The organism is Vulcanisaeta souniana JCM 11219 (genome assembly GCF_026000775.1).
Classification (GTDB): domain Archaea; phylum Thermoproteota; class Thermoprotei; order Thermoproteales; family Thermocladiaceae; genus Vulcanisaeta; species Vulcanisaeta souniana.
On record NZ_AP026830.1, the window covers coordinates 135,708 to 162,113 of the forward strand.

The following is a 26,406-nucleotide window of genomic DNA, read 5'->3' on the forward strand; positions in this document are numbered from 1 at the left end:
TTCAATGAATTAAAAATGAACATGGGTAATACTTTAAAGGGATAATCAATGACTACTTAATTAATGACTGGGAACAAGCTAATACCCATACTCGTAACACTCACGTTAATAGCCGTAGCAGCAGCCATAACCCACGCAACAGCAACACCCACCATGCACCCAATGATTAAGCACGGCGTTGGCTACGCATCAACAGTCTACAGCCTAAACTGGGCTGGCTACGCAGTGCCCACGCGGGAGGGTACTGTAACGAGCGTCGCAGGCTCATTCATTGTTCCATCCGTGACCTGCACCAGGCAGACAACCTACGTGGCCCTGTGGGCCGGGCTTGACGGGTACAACGACAGTACGGTTGAGCAGGCGGGAATAGCCATAGAGTGCAGTGGTGGTAAGCCCATTACGTGGGCTTGGTACGAATTCTACCCATCACCATCCGTGGAAATAAGCGGATTCACAGTCAAACCTGGCGATGTGATCTACGTGAATGTGACGTACATAGGCAATGGCGAATTCAACATAGTGATCAAGGACATCACAAGGGGCGAGACATACGCAGTAACGGGTAGCGTAAGCGGAGCACTACTCTCATCAGCCGAATGCATACTGGAGAGACCTACCGTTAATGGGCAGTTAACGGCACTGGCAAACTTCGGAACAGCATACTTCGGGCAGGACTACACGGACGTGATCGGCACATGCTACGCAACCGTGGGCGGTAGCACCACTGCCTTCGGAAACTACCCATCAACCGTGGAAATAATAATGACCGCATACAACGGCAAGATCCTGGCACAACCAAGCTCATTAACCACTGACGGATCAAGCTTCACAGTAACATACGTAAGTAGCGGAAAGTAATTTAATTCATCATAATATTCATTTAGTTTCAGTATTAAAATGCGTCATGAGATTGATTTTAAGTTATAAGAATTAATGTAAATTGTAGAATCTTATCATTTATCTTAATTAGTATTTTACAATATTTTGTATTTAATTCCTTAAACTTTGATATTGAGCAACTAGCAAAATTAAGCATCCCTAATAAATTAACCAAATTAGAATCCTTAGTTAACAAGATGCATCATTTTTATAGGCATGAATCATATTAATAACATCTCTACCAAGCTTTCTTAATTCCCTCCTACGTGAATCTTTACTATGGGATCTTGTACTTATTTTTTCATTTACTATACGAGACACTTCGTATGCTTCGTTTAACACCTCACCATTAGTATTGACTACTGATATGCCTAAATTATTGACCAACTTCTTCACAAGTTCGTCAGTGAATCCTATCAAGTCCCTATTACCTAGTTCTTTAGGCGGTGGCGTTAACGACTCCACAAACTTGTCAATAAGCTTAAGCATGAACTCCCTCATACTTAAGTCACTCATTAGCAATCTTTCAGTGCTAACCAATAGATCTCTCAATGATTTACAATACTTGGCTTGCTTTACATTATCTTCAATGCTCTTACGATAACTAATCATATAAAAGCATAGATAATAATCAATGAGGATATTAGTATCCACCAAATACATCGTACATCCCTATAGGTAGTCACTTTCCGTAAACCTGACGCCAAGCTCACTCAATGTGGCGAATGAGGTGCAGGAATTTAGAAACTTGTCTAATTGCTCATGACTATAACCAGCCCTAGACAACACATTCCCCGCCTCATTCTCCTTACCATAAAACACTAGGAATGAGGAAGCCAATAAACACGTGGCCCTCTCGCCATCGCCAAGTAATGCCTCGTCCATAGCCATACCAAGTAATAGCAATGCCTTATCAAGTATGTAATTACCAACTCTAGACACGCCCCTGTAACGGGCCATGCAGGCCGCATGCGTTAGTACTCTACCTGCGTTAACAAGCAACACCTGGACTTTATTCAAATCCGTGAGAAACTCGCCACCACCATCAATCGCAACCTTCCTAAGGAACTCCTTATATTCAGTATTAAGCAGGCCAAACCTAGCTAGGTACTGAAAGACCTCATACATCGCCCTTGCAAAATCAACAACAAACGTTAATTGACCCCTCCTAACCTCACTCATCAAACATTGAACATCAGCCCTTAAATCATTAATCTCCGCATTCACCGAATCAACACACTCAACGCCTTGGCAATCCCTAATTACATCAATCAAATTTGTGGCGTGCCGAAATAACATGCCAATAGCCTTACGAAACATGTTATCCAATTCCACAACATCCGCCCTATTCATCCCCAATGACTGAGTAGGCTGCATGAGATCTAACTACTTAATACCATGGTTAAAATAAATATTTAAACATTGTCTTTCAATTAAAATAAACATCATCATTGATGATATAATGAAACATAGATTATTTTTAATGGAAGCATCAATGCACCGACCAAGTATTATGAACTTGACGTTACTGTGAATGGATATGTTTGCCCGCTAACGGTCGTTATATAGCCACTGTATTGAACGCCAACCTGTGCATGCTGCTGTCCTGTACATATTGCTTGTATTGTTTGGCCGTTGAATGATACGAAAACATTAGATGTGCTGAAGTAACCGTTGGATATAGGTAGCATTATCTTTATCATGGCTCCCTGCATGTCAGCAGGTACCTGTATTGGGCTCTGGAATACGCAACTTAAACTACCTAGCGTGAAGCCGTTGATGCCAATGCCGCTGCTTGATGGGTTACTAATGAGCAGCGTCAACGTGGCAGAAGTGCCGGAACTAACACCAGTCAAACCAACCGCCTGCACTTGAAGCGTGGTGGTTATTGGTGTGCATTGCTGTAGTTGGGCTTGGCATGATTGGTACTGCCCCTGTAAATTGTTGTACTGGGTTTGTAAATTCACTAACTGGCTTTGGCATGCCGAATACTGACTCTGTAAATTACTGTACTGGCTCTGTAGGCCCGAGTACTGACTCTTCAAGTCATCATACTGAGCCTTCAGGGCATCGTACGCGGCCATCAACGTTGAGTAATTTTGATTACTCACAAACCAAAGGGTACCAAAGACCGCAGCCAAGGCTAGAAACACCATTGAGAGGGCTATCCATAGGCTGCCCTGGGTCATTAATTACTTTCAATCCTAAATAATTATAAATCCTTCTGTATTGTTGTGATATGTAATAATTGACGCAAAGAATAATCATTAATGAATAAAGAGCCTTAAAGCCAGCGTAACTACTATCATCATTATCAAGATTATAAATGAGACCACCAAGTGCCTCCTTATGTAGATTTCCTCAAGTAATGGCTTATCACTCGTATAAAGCAATACAGACACCGCACCAGTAACCCAAACAACGGTACTCACAGGAATGAAACCAATAACATCAATTAATGCCTTAGCATATAACGCATACACAATTAATGTAATGACCGCAATACCCAACGTCACATAATTAAAGACCCACACAGCATCAACAGGCCCCTTAAAGTAACGCATATTTATACGAATTCTAGGCTCCAACGCTTTATTCACAATAAGACCAGACAATACTTCCCTAGTTATTACCATTAATGCCTTCGCATTAATGTAACAATACGCCTGTGTACTATCTTTGTCACCAGCTGAGGTATCAAGCATCAATACCGCATCTTCCAGCATAAGCCACATGGGACTTTTATCGTTTAACGGCTTAATTGGACTTAGCTTACTTAAGTTATGTCTATTATAAATCCATAATGCCAATTCCGACCTCTTTGTATGAGTCTCCTTGGGTAACTTAATTACCACATGTACTGAGTTTATCATAGAATTATCACGCATCAGCAATTCAGGAAAGACATTAAAGCCAATACTAAAGTCTGCGCTAAAGAGGGTCCTCCACCCAACGAGCTCTTCATAGGGTTGAGACCTGATCCTCTGTATGATGATAAAGAATCTCTTATTTATCAATTTAACTAGTGCCAACGGATGATAAGTCGCAATCTCATCACGGAGAAATAATGTAAGCGAAATTAAATCGTTAATTAATGGCTCGGCTGCAGATGGAGCATAGCTAGGTACGCCAACAAGTATACTTGGAATAAAGATTTTACTAATATATTTAAGCAACAATTCAGGCAAAATAAACGATAACATCGCCGTTCTCATACTTATTTCAGTAATTAACTCCATTAGATTACGAAACTCCATAACTAAATCATTGAACGCATCACTACGTTCAAGCTCATTAGGTGTTCTAAACTTTAAAACCTTATTTATTATACGCAAAAATTCACTTTCCTCATTTACGTTAATTACCATTCTCTTCTTCAATTCCTTAACTAAATTCTCAGCATACTTCCTAATCGCCCGTTCCCTATAGCTACTTGGCAGTACTATAATCCTTTCGTCATGCTGCCCCCTTGTCCTGTACGTAAAGGTTGCCCTGCGTGGTCTCGGCGGTAATGGCACCACGAAGTAACACTCACGCTTACCTTTACACCAACGGGGCTCCTCTAGAACCTCACCAACAATAACCTCATCGTACTCAATAATATCAGGCAAAACATCAATAACCCTAAGAAAATACCTCAAAACACGAACCTTACCACCGAAATAATAATCAAGAGAACCCTTCACGATCTCCTCAAAATCAACATCCACCGCCATAAAGATCAATCACTAACCTTCACGCCTGCACCCTTACGTTTACGTTCATTATATGCATCATCAAGGGCTTTACGCAGCATATCCCTTACGCGCCTTGCCGCCTCGGTGTCAATATCCTTGAACGCCAGGGAGATTGAGTCAGTCCTGGTGTTCAGTTCGTTCATGTATTCCTCATACACCTTATCAATACCATCTGCAAGTCTCCTATATTCTTCATCAACCTTGTCATCAGGCAATTTACTAATGTACTCCTTGATTAATTTAACCATGGCATCAATGACGCCCAACATACCGTACTCAAGAATAATCAAACCAATGGTCCTATCCACGCCCGTGCTATCCACATTCCTAAGGATCAAACCCCAGTCAATACCCTCACCCAGCCTCCCCTCATTACTCCTGGCCTTTTGTTTCTCTGTCACGGTATTTACTGCAAATAAATTATTTAGGATCCCACGATTAGCAAAAATAGGAATTACCTTACTAATACTTAAGTTTAATCGATTAAAAAATTCAATTAACTTAAATAATAAATCCCTACCGTACCCAATTAGCCACAAAAACTTCACATAAGTATTTTATCAATTAGCCTTTTAAGTCTCTCCAATCCTGACCTCCTCCCGGCCTTGGTTTGTGTGGGTTTTCTTCGGGGTTGGTTCATTGGTTTGTGATTTACTGCCTTCATCCTTGTTGCCAGTGGCCTTTAGCCGTTTCACTCGTCCAGTGGTGGATCACGGACCGGGCCTCCGGTCAGTTGCCCCTATCCATCACCAGGAGTGGCCCCTAACACTGGGGTCCCGGGGGCTCTGTCACCTAGGACTTACCTAGTTTCTTCACCATACCCCTAAAGCACTTGACTGGAAATCTTGTTAGAGAGATCCCCCTGCCAATGCCGTAGGCATTGGTAAGAATGGGATCCTGAGCTTCGATTACTTAATTGCTAACGTCATAGAGGAGGAGCAATTATCGCCGAAATATCCGCGTTAATTAATAATTGAACGTAATAATAAGAACAGTGATTAGTCGCTGAAGGAAACCATAAGAACAATAACACACCGTAAGCGATCGCCCTAGGCCATGATTAAAAATTTGCCTAGGAACGCTATTGATGAGCCTTATTAGGGAGTTAATGCGGGAGCCAGCCATAAACAAACAGCGAGCTTTTAATGGCGTAATAAACACGGTGCATACTAGCATGTGCATTGCCTTATATTCTTTCTATTATGGCTATCTCATCTTCGGAGATCCCTGTAACTTTAGGTACTGTTATAGAACTATTAACGTCGCTTGCTATCTCTATATCATGATCATGCCCTGTGCTTAAGACTATTTTGCCGGATTTACTTTGTGAGAATACTTCCTTCAATGAATTACTCACGGACTTATATAAATAATACGCCGCCAATCCCTCTTCATTAAGTGTTATGTCGTTACATAACTTCATTATTTCGTGAATTATTGCGCCTGCGCCTATGAGGTCCTCAATCGCGAATTCCTTGGCTTTGTACCCTGCACAGGCAATGTTTATTGTGCCGTAACCCTTCTCCATCAGTTTTCTGGCCAATGCTGAGGCGTTTATTGTTGAGCCTATGTAGGTATTTACGTTAATTTTGGCAAGGGTTATCGTTAATAGAGCGCCAGCTGTTGATCTTATAACGAGCTCTTTCCTGCCACTTCCTACGTATGTTCCTCCAATACTTAGTATTTCGAAGGGCGAATTATCCAGGTTAGCCATGGGGGGCTTAATACCCTCAACCTCGGCGGCCAATGGAATATCCCTAGCCCTGGAAAGGGCTAGTGCCTTGTCGAGGCTAGGCGTTGCGTACACCCTCTTAAATCCAATGCCTAAGGCCGTTATCACCGTGGTGGAGAACCTAAGCACATCAACAACCACATACGCATCAGCGTTGGGATTTACCCCATCCTTAAACCAGGAAAGAAAAACATGCATTTTATTCATGCATGTGCCCATACTTACCCTATTCACGGTATTCTTACCTTCTTAGGGAGCGTTAATTGTACGTTTAACCACCCCAGGAAGCCCCCTAGGATCGCTGATAGGTAGCACCAGACCCATAGTATCCATGGGTCAATCAGTGGATTACCAGTCAGTGGTCCTCCTCCCACGCCAGGGCCTATGTGTGCGAAGTAGAAGGCTAGGTACATGCTTAGGCCGTTGAAATACGCCAATGAATATTTTGTGAAGTTCTGGTGGTACTTCATTATGTAGACCATTATGGCGACCCATATGAATAGCCATATCACGACGTTCAAAATGAGGTTTGAGTGTAGGTAAGTCACGAAGTAATTTACGAATGTTGCGGAAATCGCGCCCCATAGAGCGCCTAGTGGGAACAACGTGTATATGTACTTAAGGGCTTTATATACTGCGCCGAATGCGAAGTACTCGGCCCAGGCTATGAATGAGGACCAAAGCGCTATATTGAAGGGGCCTAGGAATACTCCGAATGGAATTGAAATAACTACCGTTAACGCCACGGCAAGCCAAAACGGCACCCTTTGCACGACCTTATACTCTTCCTTCTTGGGTTCTGCCATTAGCCATCACCTGGAGAGCAGAGTTTTTGGGTCCTTAATGACCCTATTCGGATCCATTGCCTCAGCTAGGTATGGGTAATGACCCTTTTTCCACCTGCCCTTGATCATTTCATCAAGTGCCCTCGCAGCGAACGCCGCAATCTCCGGATCATTAACGTTGTAGTCAACCACCAGTAGATCTATGTTCGGCTTCGAGAGGTCTAGACGCTCAAGTAACGCCTTTAGTAATTGCAGATCGGCTTGTTTGTCGAACCAGGGCTTATTCGTGCCTTCAAAAACGAATTCTCCGTCCCTGCGCACCATCCTCTGGCAGTATGCCCCAGGCCTTGGCTTTGCATTAATTTCATTATCAATTATACTAAAACCCCTCAGTGGGAATATTACTAGGGTGGAGCCTCTTGCCTTGTTCAGTCTCTCAGCCATGATTTTACCAACCATGTACAACTCCTCGGCGGTAGCCCTAATTAGCGTGACAACTCCCTTACTATGCTCATAGGCGCACCTCTCCCTGAATTTCTCCGGCACTGTTTCGGGCCCCCAGAAATTAATCATGTCCACGGCGCCTGGAAGAACGACCTGGGGAATACCCAGTAACCCTGCAGTTGCTAGCCTGAGCTTCTCCCCAAAGCTGGCGCTTAGTACTCCGCCGGCCACCTCATCAACTAACTCATGCGTTGTAACATCAAGCACCCCAACAGCCATCCCAGCCTCCAGCAGTCTCTCCATGGTGTAACCGCCAGTCTTTCCCAACGTGTGGAAGGCAACCACGTCATACCCCTGCTTAGAAAGGTAATCCTTGGCAACTATTATGTGGGGCGTCGTATTGCCGAACTGCGTGGCAAATATTATCGGCCTCTTCTCTATTGAGTATGGCAATGGGTTAGCCGCGGCCACGATTGCGGCGGCAACCCTATTAAGTACCTCGGCCTCTATGGTGTTTACCTTCTCGCCACCGGCTATGTCGGTTATTGACCAAAAGAGCGTAATGTCGGAGCCGGAAACAAGCCTAGAACCCTCCTCTGGCGCCGTGGTCACTATGAACTTAGGCATGTAGAGGGGTAACTCGCTCATAATCATTGCATTCAAGGACAAACCTGTTGTGCCACCGAGCCCAACTACGCCGTGAAGTTCACCCTTACTTAACCTGTCCTTGAGTATTTTAATGGCACCCTTAGCCATGGCCTCCTGGCCCTTGGCCCTATCCATGTTATTGACCTGGTCGATTGAGAAACCAGCGACCCTAGCAACCTCCTCATTGCCTATATCAGGCCTGCCAAGCTTAGGTGTGTACTTCCTCATTGATAAGTCTACGAGTAGTGGAACGCCGCCATAGGTGTTTATTCGTTCCTTAAGGAAGTAGCCCTCGGCCTCCTTAGTGTCTAGGGTAACTAAAATGGCGATTATGGGTTTTTTAATGCTCATAATCATTTCACCACTTAGATTATTATGGGTACGGATTCATTCTTATTGACTTAAAGGCCCTTATTTGCTCAGGAACAGCCTTCTCGACGGGAAGTCTCTCGAAGGTTGTTGCCCCAAAGAATCCATGAAGTCCCTTCACCCTCTCGGCCACGTACTTAAAGTCATCCACATCGGCCACAGGTCCTCCGTGAACTATTGTTATTATGTCCGACTTCTGGCTACGTGCCACATCAACCAAGTGCTGCGTTATCCTTACGCCATCCTGCAACGACAGGGTAGTCCTGGCGCCTATCGTACCCTTGGCGGTTAACCCAAGGTGGATAACCACGACATCGGCGCCGGCCTTTATCATTTCTATGGTGTCCTCCTCGTCAAAGACGTAGGGTGTTGTCACCATGTCGAGTTCGTGAGCCATCCTTGTGGCCACGACCTCCTTATCATAACCCATGCCTGACTCCTCCAGGTTCCTCCTAAACAATGAATTCTTATCTATCAAGCCCACCGTCGGGAAGTTCTGAACGCCGGAGAAGCCCATGTCCTTAAGTACCTCTAGGAATTTCTTCATTCTGTAACCCTGGTAAAACGGGTGGGTTCCGGTGACGCCTGCGAGAACCGGCGTGTGATCAACCACGCTCAAAACCTCCTGGGCCAAGTCAAGGAGTATTTGGTGCGCATCGCCATACGGCATCAAGCCTGCCAATGAACCGAAACCGGCCATCCTAAACCTACCGGAGTTATAAATAACAATGAAGTCAATGCCGGCAAGCTCAGCCATCTTGGCTATAATCCCAATGCCAGCACCGGCACCGAGGATTGGTTCCCTAGCCGCAACCTTCTCATAGAGTTTATCAAGTACCTGTTTACGAGGTATGTACTGAACCATACAGGTCAAAAATATGGCACTAGGAATTATTTAAATATTGTGCTAGTATTTCTACAAAGAAAATACTAACTCTAAAAACTTATTTTATATAATGAAATACAACATTAAGCAAAATGAAAACAGTATTCATTCTTAATAACGATTTTCATAATCCTAATGCTAGAATAGCATCGATTCATGAGTAAATTCATGTTATGGGCGAAACGAGACCCACGGATAACCCCATAGACCATTCAATCACTAGGTCAGCATGGACTGATGCAGTGGATCATTAGGACCATGGACATTAACTACCCATACTCATTAAGTCGGTAGCAAGATCATCAATTAAGAACAGGTGATGCTAAGGAACGAGCGTTACCAGGCATTAACGCCTAGGGGTTACAGGGAGGGAACTTTCGGGCAAATGCATGTACCCGACACCCTAGTATGGGAGACCCTGTGGGTAGGAGACTATATTAAGCATGTCTTCCGGTGACTAAGTGGCGCCTGCATGAGGATTGTGTATAGCAAGGACAATGGGGACGTCATCTTCGACTTAGTTGATGAGACAAGCGGAAGCGTCATTAGGCGGTTTAGGATTGTGAAGAAACGCCTGCTTAACGGTAGGTGGTTGATACGGGTGTATGAAGTTAATGGTGACCGTGAGGATTTGTTTGATGAGTATGAGGTACCGGAACTAAGGACCGAGGATGTCGTAAGAAGAGAGTTAATTAGAATACTCAACGGTGAGTTTGGGCTTAACCCCTATTGACCAATATGAAACCTTATTGGACTAGGGCAATTGGCATACCGCAAAGTATTGATGATGGCATTGCCGTTAAGCCCTTCCACCCGACCTAGACCTCACACGCTGATATAATGGCGTGCTTGAGGGCCCCAAGGGCCTCTTCAATGCATACCTATGGGGGTTCGAAGGTGGACACGGAGACAATAACCAGTGGCTTGGGCAGGGCCTGGGGAGACCCTGAGCATTGCTATTAAGCCGTACCCATCATGCCACGTTCTGGTGGTATTAGTCATTCACCATTTTCTATTGGTTTTAACCCGTCCTTAGCGTCTCATTATTTATTGCCCTCAGTGCTAAGAAGAGTATTGATGAAATACCACGCCGGTTTATAATGGAGAGTATAGTATCTTAGTTATGACGAGTAACGCTAACGCAATTATTAGTAGCGTGTCAGTTAGGACCAGGAATGTAATGAGCCTAGTGTTGAAGGGTATATCCTTGGGCAGGATTAGGTAACTGCTGAGTATTAGCAATATGAGTGTTGTTAATATTGGTGCGGTTGCGATTAGGTAATTCATGTAGGCCTCCACTGGCTTTAGAAGACCCATGATCACTAGGAATAGCGCCAATGCAGCGACGCCAATACCGGTGATGTAGTAGGCCCAGGAAAATGGCCTATGAAATGAACTAAGTATAACGTGGTACTTATAGCTTATGGGTTCAACATTAGGGTTTATTTCAAATGAGAACGCAAGACTCTTTGATGTTGAGTCCAAGATTTCTGGTTTACTTATCGCGGGATTACTGAATATTTTATTCAACTCACTCTTCATGTCCTCCTCCTTAAAATCCATGCGCTCCTCATCAAACAAAACCCACACATACTGCTTCTGCGCATTTGACGGCACGTTGAGCATGGTTATTGCATCATCAATCATGTGAGCAAGATGCGGCCGTAATGAAGCTACCTTTTTTCCTCCTATTCTCCTTAATGCCTGGGTAAGTGCATATGTGGGTACGGGTTCAATGGGTCTACGTAAATGAAACCTAACCGTATAATACTCATTTGCATCAACATACATGGCTATGCATATATAATTACTGCCCGGGCTGAACCCTAGTACATTCTGGACAAAATCACTGGGTAGTACGCTCAGGACCTCATTGCCTGGGCCTATAACCTCTCAAACAATACGTGGCCACCGTCCAACTTAGCAAGATAAGTGCCTGCATTATTACGTACTCTCTCAAAGCACACGTAATCAGAGACTTCACCACATGTGAATGTTAGAATGAGCTCCTCAAGGAACTCACGGGATCTAACTCTAATAGAGCGCTGAATGCGTTCAACAATGGGTACGCAACTTCTAAGCCTAGAGACCATAACACTACCCCATGTATGCGTAACTATTTATCAAACCTTAACTCATCTTATACATTTATTCCAACATGCGAATATTCCTTTAGGTATTCCTTAGCCTCATTATAGAGCTTCTTATATGGACCCCACATGAATAACTTATAGGCCTTCCTCTCCTCTGGATTGTCACTATTCCTCCAAGACTCAATAACCCTAACGCACTCCTCAACCTCCTCCCTCCTATTATTCAATAAGGCGTATTTTAAGAACTCATACATCCTAGCCACCGCAGAGTCATAGGAATAGGCAATAACCCCATGCGGAAGCCTAATGGGCTTCACCTCAGGTCGAGAATTAACGCTCATACACACCCTTTAAGTGCAAGACGAAACGGATATATTTAAAGATATCTTTGATATCGATATCCCCCATTTAACCCATCATTCCACTTTTATTCACCGCCAACTAGGATACCAAGATAATGACATTACTAGCTCTAGCAACACCAATGACCAACCACACAATTACAATACCCACGCAACACATTAATGCCGATAAAAACAACTACTCAATCACTGCATACGACAGAACAAACAGCAGAACCATGGCAAAGATGAACCTCTCCACAATTAATCCACAATAAGATGAAAACACACATTAACTCATAACCCAGTCATGGATTTAATACCGGCCTTAACTCCCTTTTAAGACAATCCTCAAGCCTAATCCTAAGCCTATTCTTAGCCCTCCTATTGCCTTGCTTCTCATCGCCTAGCTCCTTGCACGTGACCACGTATATCCCCAACCTACTAATCCTCTCGCTCAGGATTTTCTTAATGAATTCCTCCCTACCCACGGCGTCAAGTCCAGCCCATTTACTGCTATTGGCGCAGATCTCATTGAGGTAATGCATTAGGAACCTAACAACACCCTCAGAACCACCTATATTGGCTGGGCAATGCTCGTTTAACAACCTACGGGCAACATCACCAGCCTCACCCACGTAATAAACAATGGAGCCATCGAAGAAGACATAAACACCAGCCCCATGAACATCAATGCTCCTGCAATCATAAACACCAAGTAAACAATCACCAGACAAAACACCAATCATATCCAGACAACTCCTAATAGCCCGCTCAATATCACTAACCTGAACCATCCATTTAACCACTAATTGCCCTCCATTAAAAGTAATGCATTAGTACCCTGACATAGGAAGTTAATACTAAGTGCACCAAACATATGGCTAGGTATTGGCTGTTAATGATGAATGAGGAGAATTACCGGCATACAATTGAAAAGGGTATTTACGGCCTACCTGAAAAATCAAGCAAGCTCAAAGAGCTGATCGAGCCTGGCGATAGGCTAGTGGTCTACATAACAAAGAAGGAATGCCGAGAACTCTGTGGGTCATTCACGGCAATCCTAGAGGTCATTGGCGAGTGGAGGAAGTCGAGCAAGCCATTGTGGCCGGATGAGGTTAGGGAGGGTAGGATACTCTATCCCTGGTGCTAGGATTAGGGTTATTGTGAGTGGAAAGGTTGAGTTCAATGATGTTAAGAATGATCTATCAAGATTGTTAGGTAGGAAGATAGAGAACCCAGGGAAATAAGACTTAATTCCATGTATTATTCAATAAAGCCATTACCAAGCGGCGTAGGTGAATTAATCGAGGAAAAGCTAAGGAAAGGGATTGAGACAACGGAATTGATGAAACAAGGCAAGTTCAGCCATAAGGAGTTAACCAAGATGGCTAAAGATATCAGTGAATGGCTTGGTTTTAGAGTTGAGATAGAACGCAGTATCGATAACTTCAGGGTGGACCTAGCCCTATTCAAGGAGCCCAGATCCGTGCCTTTCGCCGTTGTTGAGATTCACGTCAGTGGTGACGCGTATAAGGACCTAGCCTCCCTAAAGCATGCCTATGATAGGTACGGCTCAAGGTTAATTTACGTAATAGTCAAGGACGAGGAGGTCGTGATGAAATTAATAAACGGCGCATTCCACGAAATTAAAGACCAAATAATCATAGTAAAAGCCCAGGAACTAAGGCAATTACATAAAGCATTAAGTAAGGAAGACATAAGAAAATTCATCAGCGAACTAATACGATAAGACCTACTAATGCTTAACCGCCCTCCTACCCGACCTAAGTATGAATTCCTTACCCGTGCTCGCATCACTGTAGTGGTTGAATGTGCCACCGCACGCCCTACACTTGTAGTGGGTTACGGTGTAGTTACGCATCTTCCAGGTCTTAACAACCTCAACATCATCAGAACCACAGTACGGGCACTTAATCACAATGTGAGTTAGTAACTTGCCACTTAATTAATTTTACACTTAATTAATCAGCATGTTATGAAAACGTGAAACATAAGTTAATAATAAGCCCTAACTCTTTCACTTTAAATCCTAGCTTACCTTTATAAATTAAATGTCACGTTACTTAAAATACTAAGTATGAAACAACCTAGCGATCCATTAATTAAGTACTTCCCGATGCGCGAGGTTAATGAATATTCAGCTGTCGAGAAGGGGCCTGGGAGGCCGCCTTATTGGGAAATGGTCTTTTGGTGGACGAGGAAGCCGCTTGCCAGCGCAAGGGCGGTGATAGCCAGTGCCCTTCTATCGAGGGAAGCCTACGGTAACGTGCAGCAGTTCCTAAACGACCTATTCCCATGCCGTAACGAGCAAAAGACCGTCCACAACTGTAACCCATCGCCGAGGCTTATCGAGAAGCTTAGGGGTAGGAAGCTCCTGGATCCATTCGCTGGCTTCGGCTCAATACCGCTCGAGGGGCTTAGGCTTGGCCTAGACGTAACCGCCGTCGAGTTACTACCCACAGCCTACGTATTCCTAAAGGCGATCCTCGAATACCCAGTCAAGTTCTGGAAAACTACCATTGAGGTATCGGGCAAGGAGGTTAAGGAATTAGGCCTCGAGGATGTTGCCAAGAAATTCAACAATGCGAGGCAGATTAACGACTCAAGCAGGTATAAGGTGCCTAGGCTCATCTACGATGTAGCCAAGTGGGGTAATTGGATAGTAAACCAACTAAGGAGCGACCCAGACATCAAGGAGCTCTATGAAGAGGACGTGGCAGTCTACATAGGTACCTGGGAAGTAAAATGCCCAATATGTGGAAGATACACACCACTAGTGGGCAACTGGTGGCTAGCAAGGGTCAAGAAGGGCAGTAGTACTTATTACAGGCTTGCCTGGATGGAGTGGGACAACGGCATTAAGGTAATTGACCTAAATAAAAAATGCAGGGAAGAAGGCGGTGGATCATGCAGGGAATTAATGGCCAAGGTCACCACGAGAGATGAGGAAGGCGGTACCGTTGAATGGCGTGGCAACAAGTATAAAATACCCATTAAAAACATTGAGCCCAAGAGAGAGACAGCCCAATGCCTATACTGCAAAGCCGAGATCAACCATAGGGTCATAAATGGACAGATAAGGAAGCTCACTAAGAAGGACGGCGAGTGGTACGTCAAATGGGCCCTAAGGCAGTGGAATGAATTATACGAAAAGTACCTAAAGGGCGAAATAACACTTGACGAACTACTGAGGAGCCCAGCCAAACCCAGGCTCCTAGTAAAGGTCAGGCTCATTAACGGAGACTTGGAATTCGAACCAACCACAGAGCAGGACACTGAGAAGCTTTGGAGAGCCCTGGAGAAACTTAGGGCGATGTGGGGAGACCCGGACATACCGACAGAGGAGCTATGGAAATATACTGCAAGTGGAGGAGGAGCGCTTAGCATTTGGATATGGGGCTTCGATAGATTCTTCAAACTCTTTAACCCACGCCAACTCTTCACCCTGGTAAAGCTCGTTAAACTAATACGTGAAGTGGGCAAAAAAGTCGAGGAGGAGAGACTTAGGGAGGGCTTAAGCCAGGAGGAAGCCAGAAAATACGCAGAAGCAATAACAACATACCTAGCAATAGCACTACTTAAACATGTCAATTACAACAGCATTGTAACGTCTACTGAACCTACTCAGAAATTTATTCGAGAGACTCTTGCCTTTAGAGGTATTGCTATGACATGGAATTGGGTAGAAGAGTACCCTGTCTCGGACGTATTAGGCTCGTTCACTAGGTCGTTAAGCTCCGTTATTGAAGGACTTGAGTACCTTGTTTCTGCTGTTTCTGGTAGTCCTAGTAGGGTTAGGGTTTTGCTTGATGATGCCTCTAGCCTGAGTAAGTTGGGTGGCGAGAAGTTTGATGTTGTTGTTACTGATCCTCCTTATGCATATGATGTGGCTTATTCTGAGCTTAGTGATTTTTACTATGTTTGGTTGAAGAGGGCTCTTAGTGATAGTGATGGTGTTTCGCTTAGGCCTAGGTTCTTAAGTGAGGCCTTCTTTGATGAGTTTGGTGTTGAGATTCCAATCCAGTGGCAGGTTTTTGCTCCTAAGGAGGTTTCTGAGAATAAGGGACGTTTTGAGCATTTTAAAATGAATGTTTCGTTTAGGGATTTGTTGGCTAGGGCCTTTGCAAACATACTGCGTCTCTTGAAGGATGATGGTTTACTCGTTGTTTATTACGTGGCTAAGAAACCCGAGTCCTGGGAGAATCTTGTTGATGCCTTGTGGCGTGTTAATGGCCTTGAGTTGGTCACGGCGTTTCCTGTCGCCACTGAGAGTGAGGAGAGTGTTGTGGCTAGGGGTAAGGCCTCGGTCCTTGGTGGTTATGTCTCGGTTTGGAGGAAGAGGGTTAGTGCCAAGCCTCTTGATTTGGATGCTGTTAGGGAGTCGGCCTTGGCTGAAATCGTTGATAGGGTTGGTGGTAGGCTTAAGGTTGCTGGTAATTTTGAGGGTCATACTCTTTGGGTTTATTCTTACATGGCTGCCCTTGAGTACTTGACTTCTCATTATCCGGTGAGAGCTGGTGGTATTGAGCTTGATTCCAAGGGCCTATTGGATTATGCTGTTACGCTTGCATTTAAGGCTCTCTTGAGGAGGACTGGCGTTGAGCTTCATGATAGGGTTGCCCAAGCTTACCTTGCCCTTAGGATTATTGAGAGTGAGAGGGGTTATGTGGATAGTGATGTTTTGTCTCATGTTGAGAGGGCTGTTGGCTTCGGCCATGTTGAAATGGTTAAATATGGGCTTTTAGGTGAAGTTGAAATAGGTGGTCCCAGGGTGGCTAAGCGTAAGGCCTTTGAGGTTTTGGCTCCACGTAGGGAGACTGTTGATGAGGTTAGGCGTGTTTATCATTATCAACGTGGTAAGTCTCCCGTGCTTGATTGCTTCAGGCAATTGCAGCTGAATGCCTTGGCTAAGGCATCCGTGAACTGTGGCGTTGATGTTAGGCGTGAGACGGTGGATTTTGCCAGGGCCCTTGTGGAGCTGGGTAAGGTTGGTATTCTTGATGAGGATGATGTTGATGTTAAGACCGCCAGGGTAATAATCGGCGCTGAGTGGTGGCAGTGATGGTGACTAATAACCTAAGGCTCCTGGCTGAGGGCAGGATTAGCCCTGCCGTCGATGTTTACGTCGTCTATAGAGCCCTATTCCATAATGAGCAACCGCCGGAGTTGCACAGGACGTACTGCGTGCCTGACCAGTTCCTCAGCGTGACCTATGTAACACACGCCTTTAGGCATTATCTTGAGGATTTCCTTGGGAAGTTGACGAGGAATGAACCTGAGGTTTATGCGCTACCCGCCCTATTGGGTTCAGGTAAGTCCCATTTCCTTGCGTTGCTTCTTCATGTTATTGCCCTTTATAGGCGGTGTAATGGTATTGGTGAGTGCGTCGGTAAGGAACTTGGGAAGTATGGCTTAATAATTAACACGCCTACCCTTAGTAGGGTACCTGAGGTTGTAGTTTTCCATGGCCAGTATTCCCTCAGTGACCTTGCGGCTGCGATTAGGAGGATAGGTGATAAGAATGAGTTGAGGGCTTTCCTGGGTGGTAGGGCGCCCATAGTGCTTGTTTTTGATGAGACCCAGTACTTTGAGAGTAAGGATCCTGGTTTTGTGCCCTGGATTCAGATGCTTTCTGAGGTGGTTAAGGAGTTGCCTGGTACTTACTTATTCGTGTCCTTCTCACTATTTCCCGGCGAAAAACCTGAGCTGCAGTCCTCAAGGGCCTTGGATGTTGTTAGGCGTGTTGGCCCGATTGTCGTTGAGCTGGATACCGTGAGGAACATCGTGGAGGTCTTTAGGAGGTGGAGCGGGTTAACGCCGAGGAGTGTTGATTTGTCCTTGCTTAAGGGGGCTGTTAATGATAATGAACTTAGGGACTTTGAGAGGAGACTTAGGGATACTTACCCGTTTAATCCTGTTTTTCTCGATGTGGTGCTCAGGCTTGGTGAGGAGTCCATTGCTGAGCGTACTCATGTTCAATTGACCAGGGAGTTACTGAGGACCCTTGCCATGGCCTACGTGAATGCGAAGGGCGGTGAGTTGGTTACGTTTGCTCACTTGCCTGAGCCACGTAATTTGATCGTGATTGGTGGTGATTTTGCCGCCTATTGGGATGCGTTGGTGAGGTTTTATGAAGAGGATAAGAGGAGGGTTGAGGAGAGGAAGTTGGGTGGTGTTGTCTTATCCGTGCTTAGGCATATTTTCCTGACCACGTTCCTCGCCAGGTTAATGCCGTCCGCTATCCTATACCCATCTGAGGATGATTTGGTTCTCGGTAGTTTTAATGGGTTGGATGTTAGGCCCCTTGATGTTAGGGCTGCGATACAGGGTATAACCGAGGCTGGTCTGCACGTGGCTAGGCTCGGTAATAAGTACCTCTATTGGTATATTCGTGATGAGACCGATGCCATTAGGGATGCAATGCTTAAGTTCTCTGTGGAGGATAGCATGCAGGTCGCTACTGATGAGGTTGCCTCATTGGTTAGGGAGAGGTCTGGTGTTTTCTCTGCCGTATATATCTCGGGTGTTGGTGGTCCTAGGTCATCGAATAAGGTTCATGTTATTTCCAGTAAGGATGAGTGGCAGAAGGCCCTTGATGACGGTGATGATTCTATACTAGCCATTGACCTGCTTGACTTCGGTGTTGGTAAGAGGAGGAATAATCTCATTGTGGTGAGGAGGGATGATGGTGTTGAGGCGCCGCTTGAGGTTAGGGAGGTTCTTGGTAGATTTGCTGGTGTTAAGTACGTGAAGGATGCCGTTGATTACCTGGGCAGGATTGTTAAGGCTATTGATGAGGTTAATGGGAACTTGTACAATTACTTCCCTGATCTGCTTACCATTGAGGGTGATGAGAGGCTGAGGAGGGAGATGGAGGAGTTGTTGAGGGGTCGTCTTGCTCAATGGAAGGAACGCACTACAGTTCTGTTGAGGCAGGTTGTTAATTTATGGCTTAGGAACGTAATTGTTGGCTTTAAGGATAGGGAGGTGAAGAGATTGGATGATTTCTTGACGGAGATAGCCAGGTCAAAGGGTGATGTGATTGAGGGCGTGGTTAAGCAGGTATTTGAGGGTGACTTGGTTGATTGGAATGGGTTTAAGAAAATTGGTGATTTATGGAGCCTATACCTTTACAATGAGGGCTTTCCATCGGCGCCGATCTCCTTTGATGAGTTTAGGGATAGAATAAGGGATTACTGCTCTGGTTGTCGCTGTGTCTTTGAGACCTCGGGAGAAGTAGTATGGCTTTCCAGGGATAAGTGTAGGGTTCCTCAACTCGATAAGGATGTTGGTGTTGCCCCATTCATATGGCGTGGAAGCCCCGTCGAATGGGCTGTGGAATCCTTCCTTAAGCAATTGGCGAGCCAGTCGAGCGGTTCGAGGAGGTACTACATTGTCTATAGGAGGCCGAGTGGTGAGGAGGTTAGGAGGTTCGTGGTTGATTTGCTCTCGTCGAGGAATGATTGGGTGTATTTGATAGAGGGGCGTGTTGAGGAGGAGGTTGTTAATAAGTCCATTGATGTTAAGATTGATGGTGTATCCACGTTTACGGTTGAGAGAAATCCTGGGTCTAAGGTGCCTATTGAGGTTTCCGCAAGTGATAATTTGAGGTCTGTGATTTACCGCATTGGTGATGCGGAGAACGAGGTTATGGTGAATGGAACCAGTTATCGTTTTGAGATCGATGTACCTAAGGAGCCTGGTGATTACAGGCTTGAGTTGGAGGCTGTGTTTGATGATGGGAGTAGGGATAAGAGGAGCATTATTGTGAAGGTTAAGGGTAAGTGCATTAGGTCCATCACCACTTACTCAGTATCCACTAATGATATGCTTAGGGGTATTGAGGTTACGAGTATTGACGCTGCCGATAGGTTACTACAGTACCTGCAGAGGTTGGTTCCCCGTGGTTATGGCTTCAAGTTTAGGTTGAGTGCGAATCAGGGTGTTGGTGACGTCGTCATTAACCTATCCGCTGAATTCGAAATTTCCAGTACAGATAAGGTTAATAGCGCCCTACGCCTTTTGAAGGCATTAAGGGATATTTCTCCATCCATAGATGCTGTCGTGGAGTTCCATAAAGCGATTCCTGTTGATAATGATATGGTGGGGTATTTTAAGGGATACAGTTTTCAGTATATTATTGATAGGGAGACTGAATGTTAATAAGGAAGGGGCGTAGAGGCGTGGTTGTGGTACTGAATGAAGGCAAGTTCGAGGTTGGTATACCGTTCAGCGAGGTAGTGAGGTTGATGGAACGGTTATGGCCGTGGGAATTAGGGGAACACGTTGTTCTTAATGGTGATGAAGCCCACTTCAAGGATATGATCCCCTTCGAGAGGGTGCTTATTTACTTATTGGCTAGGCGCGGCGGCTTACTGCCGAGGGACGCAGAGGCATTGGCGTCTTACCTAAGGCTTCATGAGGTTGTGGCCCTCTCAGAGACGTTTTTGTATAGGTTTTGGCTTTGTAAGGTGAGTGATAATGACTGTAGGAGACTTACTGATGTATTCTCGAGAATAATCGCAAATTACCGTAGGGTGTTACCATAATGGTTTCATTAATTGAGATTCTGAGATCCGCAGGCAAGGACTTGTATAAGCACCAATTGGACTTCGTCTCTGACGTCATTTGGATGGAGAGACCAAGGCTACTCCTGGCTGATGATGTTGGTTTAGGTAAGACGATACAGGCATTGCTCCTGATGAGGGTTTTGATGGAGTTTGGCCGTGTAAATCACGTATTAGTCATAGTGCCGCGAGCTGTCCTGGAACAATGGTCCACAGAGATGGAGAACTTCGAGATCCCGCATTACCTAATTGAATCTCCAGACTTTCCCATTGGCCATAGGGCCTATTTAATAACCCTCGATAGGGCTAAGATGCCGAATTACATGGATGCCCTGGACAAAGTGCAGTGGGATCTCATTGTTATTGATGAGGCCCACAAGATAAGGCTTGGTACCCAGAGGGAGAGACTTTCCCACCTATGTAGGAGGGCGGGTAGCTGCCTTTTACTTACTGCGACTCCGCACACAGGTGATGATGAGGATTACCGATTCCTTACCAGCCTAGTTGGCGGTGTCGTGGTTAGGCGTGAGAAGAGGGATGTCGAGGAGTATGAGGGCAGAAGGATATTTCCTGGTTTGAGGTATTGGGTTGTCCAGGTAAGGGCATCGATAGATGAATCAATGGCGCTTAATTCAATGCTTAACATTCTCAAGAACCGTAATATTGAGCAGATCGTGAGGATTGTCGTAGAGAAGAGGGCCATGTCTAGTCCAGCCTCCCTGCTGAAGACCCTTAGGGTTGTGGTTGGTGGTAAATGTGACGAGGAGGCTCTTGAGGAGGGAGAACTCGATGCTTGCCTAGGGAATATCGCGGGCTGGAGGGATATAGAGGAATTGGCTGGTAAGTACGTTGGTGCCACTGACAGGAAGCTTGAAGCCCTAAGGAGCCTTATAGGGGATAGGCTACGGGGTAAGAAGGTCCTTGTCTTCACTGAGTATGCCACGACGGCGGAGTACTTGTTTCAATCTCTCACTAAGGGTTGCAGGATAATCGAGTCTGGGGATGGATATGCCAGGGCGGATTGCGGGGAGGTTGGCGTTATGTATGCAACGTCTAGGGCTAGGGACAGGATTGACGTAAGTACTGCCGCGTTTCTACTCGCGCAGAAATACCCTACGGCCATTTTCATATCAACTGACATAATGTCGGAAGGCGTGAATCTACAGATGTTCAATGTTGTGGTGAATTACGAGGTTGTATGGAGTCCCACAAAGCACATTCAGAGGATCGGTAGGATTTGGCGATTTGGGCAGAAGGCCAGTGACGTGCTTATCGTAGATATGGTACTCAAAACAAATTTAGAACGTGATGAATACACTATGTACCTTGATTTACTTGAAAAACTCTATGCGATATCCCTTAGGGCGCTGCCGCCGCAGAGCTATGGTGAGTTCGAGGTATACGAGGTTGGGGAGGAGGGTATTAGGAGGATTATTAATATTGGTTCGTCGATATTCCTACGCGAATCCGATGTTTACGAAACCGCCCTTTCCAATCGCCTTGAGGAATTACGGTCAAAGATTGAGGCGATATTGAGGGAAAGAGAGAAAATCAGGTGGAAGCCTAGGTCTCTCGTTGAGGAGGGGTTGAGAGTTAAGCTTGGTTATCCATATAACACCACCGTCGAGGCTGGGAGTGGTTATTACGTAGTTGACATAGCCTACATGGTGGGTAAGCAGGAATTCACTGCCTTTAAGGAAAGGATTCTAGTGCGATTACCTACGCCATTAAGTAGGAGTAGGGCTGTGCAGGAGGTCCTGGTTAGGGAGGGTGGTGTTGATTGGGATTTTGTTGAGGAGGAGGTTGGTGATGTTAAGGAGGATGAAAAGGACCAAATATTTCAGAAGGTACAATTGGCGCTATGGATCGACTTCAAGAAATACCTTGATACGCTCACCAAGTACATCCCAATAGAGAACCCAAGGTATAAGATAGTCCTAATTAGGAGGGCGCGGGTAGTACGTAGTGAAGCCATTCCCGCCGGAGACTTTGAATCATTGGTACAAAGTGAAGTACGTAGGAGCATGTACAGGGAGAAGACGGAACTCGCTGCAGCCAAGTGCATTGAGAATTGGTTGCGGAAAAATGGGTATGCCATTAAGGAGAGCTATAGAAGCACGCCAAGGCCTTTCGACATGGTTGTTGAGAAGAATGGCACGCTATACACCGTGGAGGTTAAGGGTAAGTGGGTCATGAGGAGGGATGAACCTATATCATTCACAGCGAATGAGGTTGACTGGGCATCAAGATTCGCGGACCGCCACCTCATATGCATCGCCTATGTTAATAACGATAAGTGCGAGGACCTTGAATGCATGACCTTTGTAGAATTTCAGAAAAAGTGGATATTGGAAACCGTAAGAGGAATAGAATATAAATATAATGCCAGAAAAGCACTATGAAGTCTAATTAGCAACAAAATAATTTAATTAGGCATATCTAAAAGCAAGGTAGGTTAATTATGATCTAAAATATAAGTTCGAAAAATTCGTTCACGTGAACAACTAGTCACTCTTATCGATGTTATAGAGGCCGGTTTTCTAGAAAACCATTACCGTAGGGCCTTGGAGGAGGGTAGGTGACATACGTACCTAACTTAATACTTAATTATGGCTAGTAACTGAGTCTAGGTGATTGGGTAGTTAACAGTTGGGATGCTGCGTATGTTCTTCACGTGTGGGGTTTCCGCGAGGGCAAGCTCACGGTAGATTACGTAAGGATTAGTGTGGATAAGGTTAAGGCGATGTTTAATGAGACTAAGAATTTGTTCCAATGAGGTTGATACGGTATTAGGTGAGTTATTGGTGAGGGTCTTTTTCCGGTTAATTCATTTGCTCTCATCCCTCTGGGGATGCTTTATGAAAGCCTGTTGGAAGGCTGATAATGTGATTGAGTAATTAATACTGGAAGAGACACGTATTGCTTGTACGTGGATGATTATTAATAACTTGTAGTTATTAAATTAAGTACTAACTGTATTAATTCCTGGAAATATTTTATTTTATCCCATGGGTGTATATTATGTAGATACATCAGTACTCATAGATGGGGATGGGGTGCGTGGGGTATGTTATGGTGACGGATATACTTACGTAATTACTGGCCCCGTTCTCAGTGAGTCGTTTTCGCAAATCCTTATGTACCTTAGATCTTCATCTGATCTTTTCGATATTTATCCTGGTGTTAATGTTAAGTTACGTGATGATTGTCGATTTGATGGCGTATCTCGTATTAAGGAGGTCATCAATTGCCTTATTGGTAATCCTTGTTAAGTTAAGGCTTGAGTTCGATAGAGACTTTGTTAGTGAGTATTTAAATCATTTACAGAATATTCTTAATAGTGATTATCGAATTGAGACCTCTGGCGATATGATATTATCGATGGCACCGGCGGATGTGAGCGCTGACGGATTTATAACCGTTGGGAGGAAGGTCATGAATTCCGAAGGAATAAGGCAGCACCTGGATAAGTTAAGGAGGTATGGCCGTAAATTTAGGATTGAGAGTATTTAAACCGTGTCAGAGTTTAATTCTTAAGTAGGACCGGCGTTCTTAGTAATTTGAGCGCCTCATTTATGTAATCTCCATGTATGCGCTGATCATTACTAAGACTAAGGCCATTATTTAACCAGCGGTGCCCTATGTCGGTGTCTGTGGGTGGGTATACCGTACTACATTCTCTCCCTTCTTCTCAGGATCAGTATTACGATGATTGCGATCACTATCACTACGGCAATTATTACAGGGGTTACCCAGCTTATCATGGTTTGGCTCGTTGATGTAGTCGTCACTGTCCTGTTGGTTGTTGCCGTGGTTGGTGTGAAGGTGATTGGTACCGTCTCATTACCGCCCACTGTTATTGAGCCCGAGCCCGGCGAGGCAGTGTAACCATTGACTAAGCCCACTTGGTATGTGTATGGGCCTGGCGTTACCGTGAAGTTTATGCTACCTGTCGTGGATGTCTTTGTTGTCCCATTTAGTGTCGCTGACCATGGTGTGCCGTTGGGTAGCCCGGACTCAGTAAATGTTACGTTATATGTAATTAGCTTGAAGGTCACGGTTTGAATGGTGTTGGAGTCATTAACTGTTATGAATCCTGTAGATGGTGATACTGTGAATCCCTCAATGGGGCCTATGTTGTAGTAATACAATCCGTCTAGTTCGTAAAATGTTACCGTGCTTGAATTGGACTCAACTTTGATGCCGTTCAATGTCACAGACCACGATGTACCTGCAGGGAGCCCGGATTCAACGAAGGTGACATTATACCTTTGTAGAAGTACGATTTCCTGAGGGTTTCCATACGAATTTTCGGCGCTTGATAATGGGACTATGAGTATTGCAGTGCCGCTACTCCTAAATGGATTGTTTATCAGCCCGGGGCTGCTTAAAACGAGGTTCTGGATACCCTCAATGAATACTTGGTTGTTTGTTCCAAGTACTAATTGATTTTCCGGGAATGAAACTATGGAGACAAGGATAGTTCCATTGCGTGGTTTAACATATATACTGCCATTGTTCTCTACGGTCAAGTCTGCGTACTTAATGGTGGTGTTTTTGGGTGAGAAGTAGAAGGTGCCATAGAATGGCTCGATGGAGAGACCTGGGAGTTGAAATGGCTTTGAGAGGTTGTCTGCGAAGATTAGTTCTCCCTGGCATATTGACGAGTTTTGAAGGTTTCCCTCCAGGCCCCAGACACTTATTCCTGGCGCGGACGTAGCCTTCCCATTCCACCAATTCTCACCAACGCTTAAGAGTGTTAGGTTCGTTGTCTCAACCCATGCACTTCCTATCCTAAAACTCATGGCAACAGGAACATCTATGACGTTGGTTATGTTTATGCTTCCTCCCCATGCCGTGAGGGTTTCAAAACCAAGGTCAGCTCCCATGTTGGCTATAGGGCTCCCCAAGTTGTAAATGCCTGTTAGGTTTTCCTCCGCTATTAGGGTACCGTTCACCAGGAATTCCCACGTGGTACCTGAAACCAAGGCCATAGTGAAATTATAGGTATGTCCAGGTAGGAGTGAGTAGTTGTAATCGGTTCCGCCAACATTCGGGTAAAAACTTGAAAATACTCCCCACCCAGCGTAAGAAACGTTCATGTAGCCGTTCCAGTCATTAAACCCGATCTGAGCCCACCAATAACCACTTTGATTACTGAAACCCTCGCCAACCCAAATGGCTAATGGAGTTGGGCCCGTGTAATTTGGGGCTCTAAGTATGAACGAGATCCCAGTATTCACGGGAGTTGAGGTGGGCCCTAGGTTCAATGTAAATTGAGGAGGTAGGGTTATCATTGATGCCGTGTAGTTTGAGATATAACCCCTATATACATTAAACGCCAGAAGTGGCGTACCATTAACCCTTGCTACTACTACCTGAAGTTGCTGATCCGTTGATTCGAAGTTTAGGAATGCGTAGCTTGGGGCGGGCGTGGTCACAACGTAGTTAAATGGCGGACCCGTAATAATCTTTGTCATTAATACATTCTTGCCCTGTACAACCTCAATTGCCGCTGTACCGTTATAAACACCAATACTTATTGAGTAATTCCCAGTACCAATAGTCACGGAGAAGGTCATGGTTCCATTTACCTGAATATAGGGTTGATATTGCACGGATTGCGGAAAATCAGGATCACTCCATGATGCAGGATCTTGACCCCAATCACTGACTCCACCCACTACAATTGACCTATGAACAACAATGGAACTTACCGTAGTAATATCACCATTACTCACTCTAAATAATTCACACTGACCTGGATTGGGATCCAATGACACTGTGATAGCACCACATTGTTTAACCAAGAAATACCCACCTGGTTGGGCATAAGTGATTACCTGTGTTGTCAGTAATGCCATGATCGTTAGTAGTATAAGCAATCTATGGTTCATTTGT

The 26,406-nt window shown here is 45.0% G+C and carries 28 protein-coding genes; 13 read left to right on the plus strand and 15 right to left on the minus strand.

Going from position 1 to position 26,406, the window contains the following annotated elements; all coding sequences use genetic code 11:
* The first annotated feature begins 63 nt into the window (after positions 1–63).
* Positions 64–858: a G1 family glutamic endopeptidase gene (locus Vsou_RS00695; protein WP_188603512.1), complete on the plus strand. Its 795-nt coding sequence runs from the start codon at positions 64–66 to the stop codon at positions 856–858.
* A gap of 210 nt (positions 859–1,068) precedes the next feature.
* Here Vsou_RS00695 and Vsou_RS00700 read toward each other — a convergent pair whose 3' ends face one another.
* From Vsou_RS00700 to Vsou_RS00740, 9 genes are all read right to left on the minus strand, one after another.
* Positions 1,069–1,491 (minus strand): hypothetical protein, encoded by a 423-nt coding sequence (locus Vsou_RS00700; RefSeq protein WP_054843672.1) that lies wholly within the window; start codon positions 1,489–1,491, stop codon positions 1,069–1,071.
* A 60-nt stretch (positions 1,492–1,551) separates the two neighbouring features.
* Positions 1,552–2,256, minus strand: coding sequence for a hypothetical protein (locus Vsou_RS00705; protein WP_188603513.1), 705 nt, complete (start codon positions 2,254–2,256; stop codon positions 1,552–1,554).
* A gap of 134 nt (positions 2,257–2,390) precedes the next feature.
* Positions 2,391–3,068, minus strand: a complete 678-nt coding sequence (locus Vsou_RS00710; protein ID WP_188603514.1) for a hypothetical protein — start codon at positions 3,066–3,068, stop codon at positions 2,391–2,393.
* Positions 3,069–3,146: 78 nt separating this feature from the next.
* Entirely contained in the window at positions 3,147–4,595 is a 1,449-nt protein-coding gene (locus Vsou_RS00715; protein WP_264890743.1) for a hypothetical protein, read from the minus strand.
* A gap of 5 nt (positions 4,596–4,600) precedes the next feature.
* Positions 4,601–5,017, minus strand: coding sequence for a hypothetical protein (locus Vsou_RS00720; protein WP_188603516.1), 417 nt, complete (start codon positions 5,015–5,017; stop codon positions 4,601–4,603).
* 785 nt (positions 5,018–5,802) lie between these two features.
* Positions 5,803–6,582, minus strand: a complete 780-nt coding sequence (locus Vsou_RS00725) for a 2-phosphosulfolactate phosphatase (protein ID WP_188603517.1) — start codon at positions 6,580–6,582, stop codon at positions 5,803–5,805.
* Positions 6,579–7,154, minus strand: a complete 576-nt coding sequence (locus Vsou_RS00730; RefSeq protein WP_188603518.1) for a DUF1097 domain-containing protein — start codon at positions 7,152–7,154, stop codon at positions 6,579–6,581. The genes Vsou_RS00725 and Vsou_RS00730 overlap by 4 nt, the downstream gene beginning before the upstream one ends.
* Positions 7,155–7,160: 6 nt before the next feature.
* Positions 7,161–8,576, minus strand: coding sequence for a Tm-1-like ATP-binding domain-containing protein (locus tag Vsou_RS00735; protein ID WP_188603519.1), 1,416 nt, complete (start codon positions 8,574–8,576; stop codon positions 7,161–7,163).
* A 22-nt stretch (positions 8,577–8,598) separates the two neighbouring features.
* Positions 8,599–9,459 carry a phosphoenolpyruvate hydrolase family protein gene (locus Vsou_RS00740; protein WP_188603520.1) on the minus strand — a complete coding sequence of 287 codons (861 nt, stop codon included), beginning with the start codon at positions 9,457–9,459 and terminating at the stop codon, positions 8,599–8,601.
* 340 nt (positions 9,460–9,799) lie between these two features.
* Here Vsou_RS00740 and Vsou_RS00745 point away from each other — a divergent pair, with 340 nt between their 5' ends.
* From Vsou_RS00745 to Vsou_RS00755, 3 genes are all read left to right on the plus strand, one after another.
* Positions 9,800–9,937 carry a hypothetical protein gene (locus Vsou_RS00745; RefSeq protein WP_188603521.1) on the plus strand — a complete coding sequence of 46 codons (138 nt, stop codon included), beginning with the start codon at positions 9,800–9,802 and terminating at the stop codon, positions 9,935–9,937.
* A 15-nt stretch (positions 9,938–9,952) separates the two neighbouring features.
* A complete protein-coding gene (locus tag Vsou_RS00750) occupies positions 9,953–10,213 on the plus strand; it encodes a hypothetical protein (protein WP_188603522.1) in 261 nt (86 codons plus the stop codon).
* A 107-nt stretch (positions 10,214–10,320) separates the two neighbouring features.
* On the plus strand, positions 10,321–10,443 hold the full coding sequence (locus Vsou_RS00755; RefSeq protein ID WP_264890744.1) for a hypothetical protein: 123 nt from the start codon (positions 10,321–10,323) through the stop codon (positions 10,441–10,443).
* A 132-nt stretch (positions 10,444–10,575) separates the two neighbouring features.
* On the opposite strand, the gene Vsou_RS00760 is transcribed toward Vsou_RS00755, so the two are convergent.
* From Vsou_RS00760 to Vsou_RS00770, 3 genes are all read right to left on the minus strand, one after another.
* Complete coding sequence (locus Vsou_RS00760) at positions 10,576–11,271, minus strand: hypothetical protein (RefSeq protein WP_054843658.1); 696 nt, start codon at positions 11,269–11,271, stop codon at positions 10,576–10,578.
* Positions 11,272–11,363: 92 nt separating this feature from the next.
* Positions 11,364–11,573 (minus strand): hypothetical protein, encoded by a 210-nt coding sequence (locus Vsou_RS00765; protein ID WP_188603523.1) that lies wholly within the window; start codon positions 11,571–11,573, stop codon positions 11,364–11,366.
* A gap of 47 nt (positions 11,574–11,620) precedes the next feature.
* Positions 11,621–11,914, minus strand: coding sequence for a hypothetical protein (locus tag Vsou_RS00770; protein WP_188603524.1), 294 nt, complete (start codon positions 11,912–11,914; stop codon positions 11,621–11,623).
* 116 nt (positions 11,915–12,030) lie between these two features.
* On the opposite strand from Vsou_RS00770, the gene Vsou_RS00775 reads away from it, so the two are divergent.
* Positions 12,031–12,192, plus strand: coding sequence for a hypothetical protein (locus tag Vsou_RS00775; RefSeq protein ID WP_188603525.1), 162 nt, complete (start codon positions 12,031–12,033; stop codon positions 12,190–12,192).
* A gap of 30 nt (positions 12,193–12,222) precedes the next feature.
* Here Vsou_RS00775 and Vsou_RS00780 read toward each other — a convergent pair whose 3' ends face one another.
* On the minus strand, positions 12,223–12,711 hold the full coding sequence (locus Vsou_RS00780; protein ID WP_264890745.1) for a hypothetical protein: 489 nt from the start codon (positions 12,709–12,711) through the stop codon (positions 12,223–12,225).
* Between the two features lie 83 nt (positions 12,712–12,794).
* Here Vsou_RS00780 and Vsou_RS00785 point away from each other — a divergent pair, with 83 nt between their 5' ends.
* Together Vsou_RS00785 and Vsou_RS00790 are read left to right on the plus strand one after the other, a co-directional pair.
* Positions 12,795–13,067 (plus strand): EVE domain-containing protein, encoded by a 273-nt coding sequence (locus tag Vsou_RS00785; RefSeq protein ID WP_054844409.1) that lies wholly within the window; start codon positions 12,795–12,797, stop codon positions 13,065–13,067.
* A 108-nt stretch (positions 13,068–13,175) separates the two neighbouring features.
* Positions 13,176–13,667 (plus strand): hypothetical protein, encoded by a 492-nt coding sequence (locus Vsou_RS00790; RefSeq protein WP_054844408.1) that lies wholly within the window; start codon positions 13,176–13,178, stop codon positions 13,665–13,667.
* 6 nt (positions 13,668–13,673) lie between these two features.
* Here Vsou_RS00790 and Vsou_RS00795 read toward each other — a convergent pair whose 3' ends face one another.
* A complete protein-coding gene (locus Vsou_RS00795) occupies positions 13,674–13,856 on the minus strand; it encodes a hypothetical protein (protein ID WP_308419826.1) in 183 nt (60 codons plus the stop codon).
* A 159-nt stretch (positions 13,857–14,015) separates the two neighbouring features.
* Here Vsou_RS00795 and Vsou_RS00800 point away from each other — a divergent pair, with 159 nt between their 5' ends.
* The 6 genes from Vsou_RS00800 (at position 14,016) to Vsou_RS00825 (ending at position 24,018) form a co-directional block, all read left to right on the plus strand.
* Positions 14,016–17,000 carry a DUF1156 domain-containing protein gene (locus Vsou_RS00800; RefSeq protein WP_188603539.1) on the plus strand — a complete coding sequence of 995 codons (2,985 nt, stop codon included), beginning with the start codon at positions 14,016–14,018 and terminating at the stop codon, positions 16,998–17,000.
* Positions 17,000–20,101 carry a DUF499 family protein gene (locus tag Vsou_RS00805; protein ID WP_188603540.1) on the plus strand — a complete coding sequence of 1,034 codons (3,102 nt, stop codon included), beginning with the start codon at positions 17,000–17,002 and terminating at the stop codon, positions 20,099–20,101. Before Vsou_RS00800 ends, Vsou_RS00805 begins: the two co-directional genes overlap by 1 nt.
* Complete coding sequence (locus Vsou_RS00810) at positions 20,095–20,487, plus strand: hypothetical protein (RefSeq protein ID WP_054844407.1); 393 nt, start codon at positions 20,095–20,097, stop codon at positions 20,485–20,487. Before Vsou_RS00805 ends, Vsou_RS00810 begins: the two co-directional genes overlap by 7 nt.
* Positions 20,487–22,907 (plus strand): DEAD/DEAH box helicase, encoded by a 2,421-nt coding sequence (locus Vsou_RS00815; protein ID WP_188603541.1) that lies wholly within the window; start codon positions 20,487–20,489, stop codon positions 22,905–22,907. Before Vsou_RS00810 ends, Vsou_RS00815 begins: the two co-directional genes overlap by 1 nt.
* 218 nt (positions 22,908–23,125) lie before the next feature.
* Positions 23,126–23,281, plus strand: a complete 156-nt coding sequence (locus Vsou_RS00820; protein WP_373286824.1) for a PaREP1 family protein — start codon at positions 23,126–23,128, stop codon at positions 23,279–23,281.
* A gap of 425 nt (positions 23,282–23,706) precedes the next feature.
* Positions 23,707–24,018, plus strand: coding sequence for a hypothetical protein (locus Vsou_RS00825; RefSeq protein ID WP_188603542.1), 312 nt, complete (start codon positions 23,707–23,709; stop codon positions 24,016–24,018).
* Between the two features lie 158 nt (positions 24,019–24,176).
* On the opposite strand, the gene Vsou_RS00830 is transcribed toward Vsou_RS00825, so the two are convergent.
* Positions 24,177–26,402, minus strand: a complete 2,226-nt coding sequence (locus tag Vsou_RS00830) for a hypothetical protein (protein ID WP_188603543.1) — start codon at positions 26,400–26,402, stop codon at positions 24,177–24,179.
* Positions 26,403–26,406: the final 4 nt, after the last annotated feature.

Coding starts and splice junctions, on each gene's coding strand:
- Vsou_RS00750 (WP_188603522.1), top strand. CDS start 9,953: ATGAGGATTGTGTATAGCAAGGACAATGGGGACGTCATCTTCGACTTA.
- Vsou_RS00780 (WP_264890745.1), bottom strand. CDS start 12,711: ATGGTTCAGGTTAGTGATATTGAGCGGGCTATTAGGAGTTGTCTGGAT.
- Vsou_RS00785 (WP_054844409.1), top strand. CDS start 12,795: ATGGCTAGGTATTGGCTGTTAATGATGAATGAGGAGAATTACCGGCAT.
- Vsou_RS00715 (WP_264890743.1), bottom strand. CDS start 4,595: ATGGCGGTGGATGTTGATTTTGAGGAGATCGTGAAGGGTTCTCTTGAT.
- Vsou_RS00730 (WP_188603518.1), bottom strand. CDS start 7,154: ATGGCAGAACCCAAGAAGGAAGAGTATAAGGTCGTGCAAAGGGTGCCG.
- Vsou_RS00830 (WP_188603543.1), bottom strand. CDS start 26,402: ATGAACCATAGATTGCTTATACTACTAACGATCATGGCATTACTGACA.
- Vsou_RS00790 (WP_054844408.1), top strand. CDS start 13,176: ATGTATTATTCAATAAAGCCATTACCAAGCGGCGTAGGTGAATTAATC.
- Vsou_RS00805 (WP_188603540.1), top strand. CDS start 17,000: ATGGTGACTAATAACCTAAGGCTCCTGGCTGAGGGCAGGATTAGCCCT.
- Vsou_RS00760 (WP_054843658.1), bottom strand. CDS start 11,271: ATGTATGTTGATGCAAATGAGTATTATACGGTTAGGTTTCATTTACGT.
- Vsou_RS00710 (WP_188603514.1), bottom strand. CDS start 3,068: ATGACCCAGGGCAGCCTATGGATAGCCCTCTCAATGGTGTTTCTAGCC.
- Vsou_RS00800 (WP_188603539.1), top strand. CDS start 14,016: ATGAAACAACCTAGCGATCCATTAATTAAGTACTTCCCGATGCGCGAG.
- Vsou_RS00695 (WP_188603512.1), top strand. CDS start 64: ATGACTGGGAACAAGCTAATACCCATACTCGTAACACTCACGTTAATA.
- Vsou_RS00755 (WP_264890744.1), top strand. CDS start 10,321: ATGGCGTGCTTGAGGGCCCCAAGGGCCTCTTCAATGCATACCTATGGG.
- Vsou_RS00825 (WP_188603542.1), top strand. CDS start 23,707: ATGATTGTCGATTTGATGGCGTATCTCGTATTAAGGAGGTCATCAATT.
- Vsou_RS00745 (WP_188603521.1), top strand. CDS start 9,800: ATGCTAAGGAACGAGCGTTACCAGGCATTAACGCCTAGGGGTTACAGG.
- Vsou_RS00770 (WP_188603524.1), bottom strand. CDS start 11,914: ATGAGCGTTAATTCTCGACCTGAGGTGAAGCCCATTAGGCTTCCGCAT.
- Vsou_RS00765 (WP_188603523.1), bottom strand. CDS start 11,573: ATGGTCTCTAGGCTTAGAAGTTGCGTACCCATTGTTGAACGCATTCAG.
- Vsou_RS00810 (WP_054844407.1), top strand. CDS start 20,095: ATGTTAATAAGGAAGGGGCGTAGAGGCGTGGTTGTGGTACTGAATGAA.
- Vsou_RS00705 (WP_188603513.1), bottom strand. CDS start 2,256: ATGCAGCCTACTCAGTCATTGGGGATGAATAGGGCGGATGTTGTGGAA.
- Vsou_RS00700 (WP_054843672.1), bottom strand. CDS start 1,491: ATGATTAGTTATCGTAAGAGCATTGAAGATAATGTAAAGCAAGCCAAG.
- Vsou_RS00740 (WP_188603520.1), bottom strand. CDS start 9,459: ATGGTTCAGTACATACCTCGTAAACAGGTACTTGATAAACTCTATGAG.
- Vsou_RS00735 (WP_188603519.1), bottom strand. CDS start 8,576: ATGAGCATTAAAAAACCCATAATCGCCATTTTAGTTACCCTAGACACT.
- Vsou_RS00815 (WP_188603541.1), top strand. CDS start 20,487: ATGGTTTCATTAATTGAGATTCTGAGATCCGCAGGCAAGGACTTGTAT.
- Vsou_RS00775 (WP_188603525.1), top strand. CDS start 12,031: ATGACATTACTAGCTCTAGCAACACCAATGACCAACCACACAATTACA.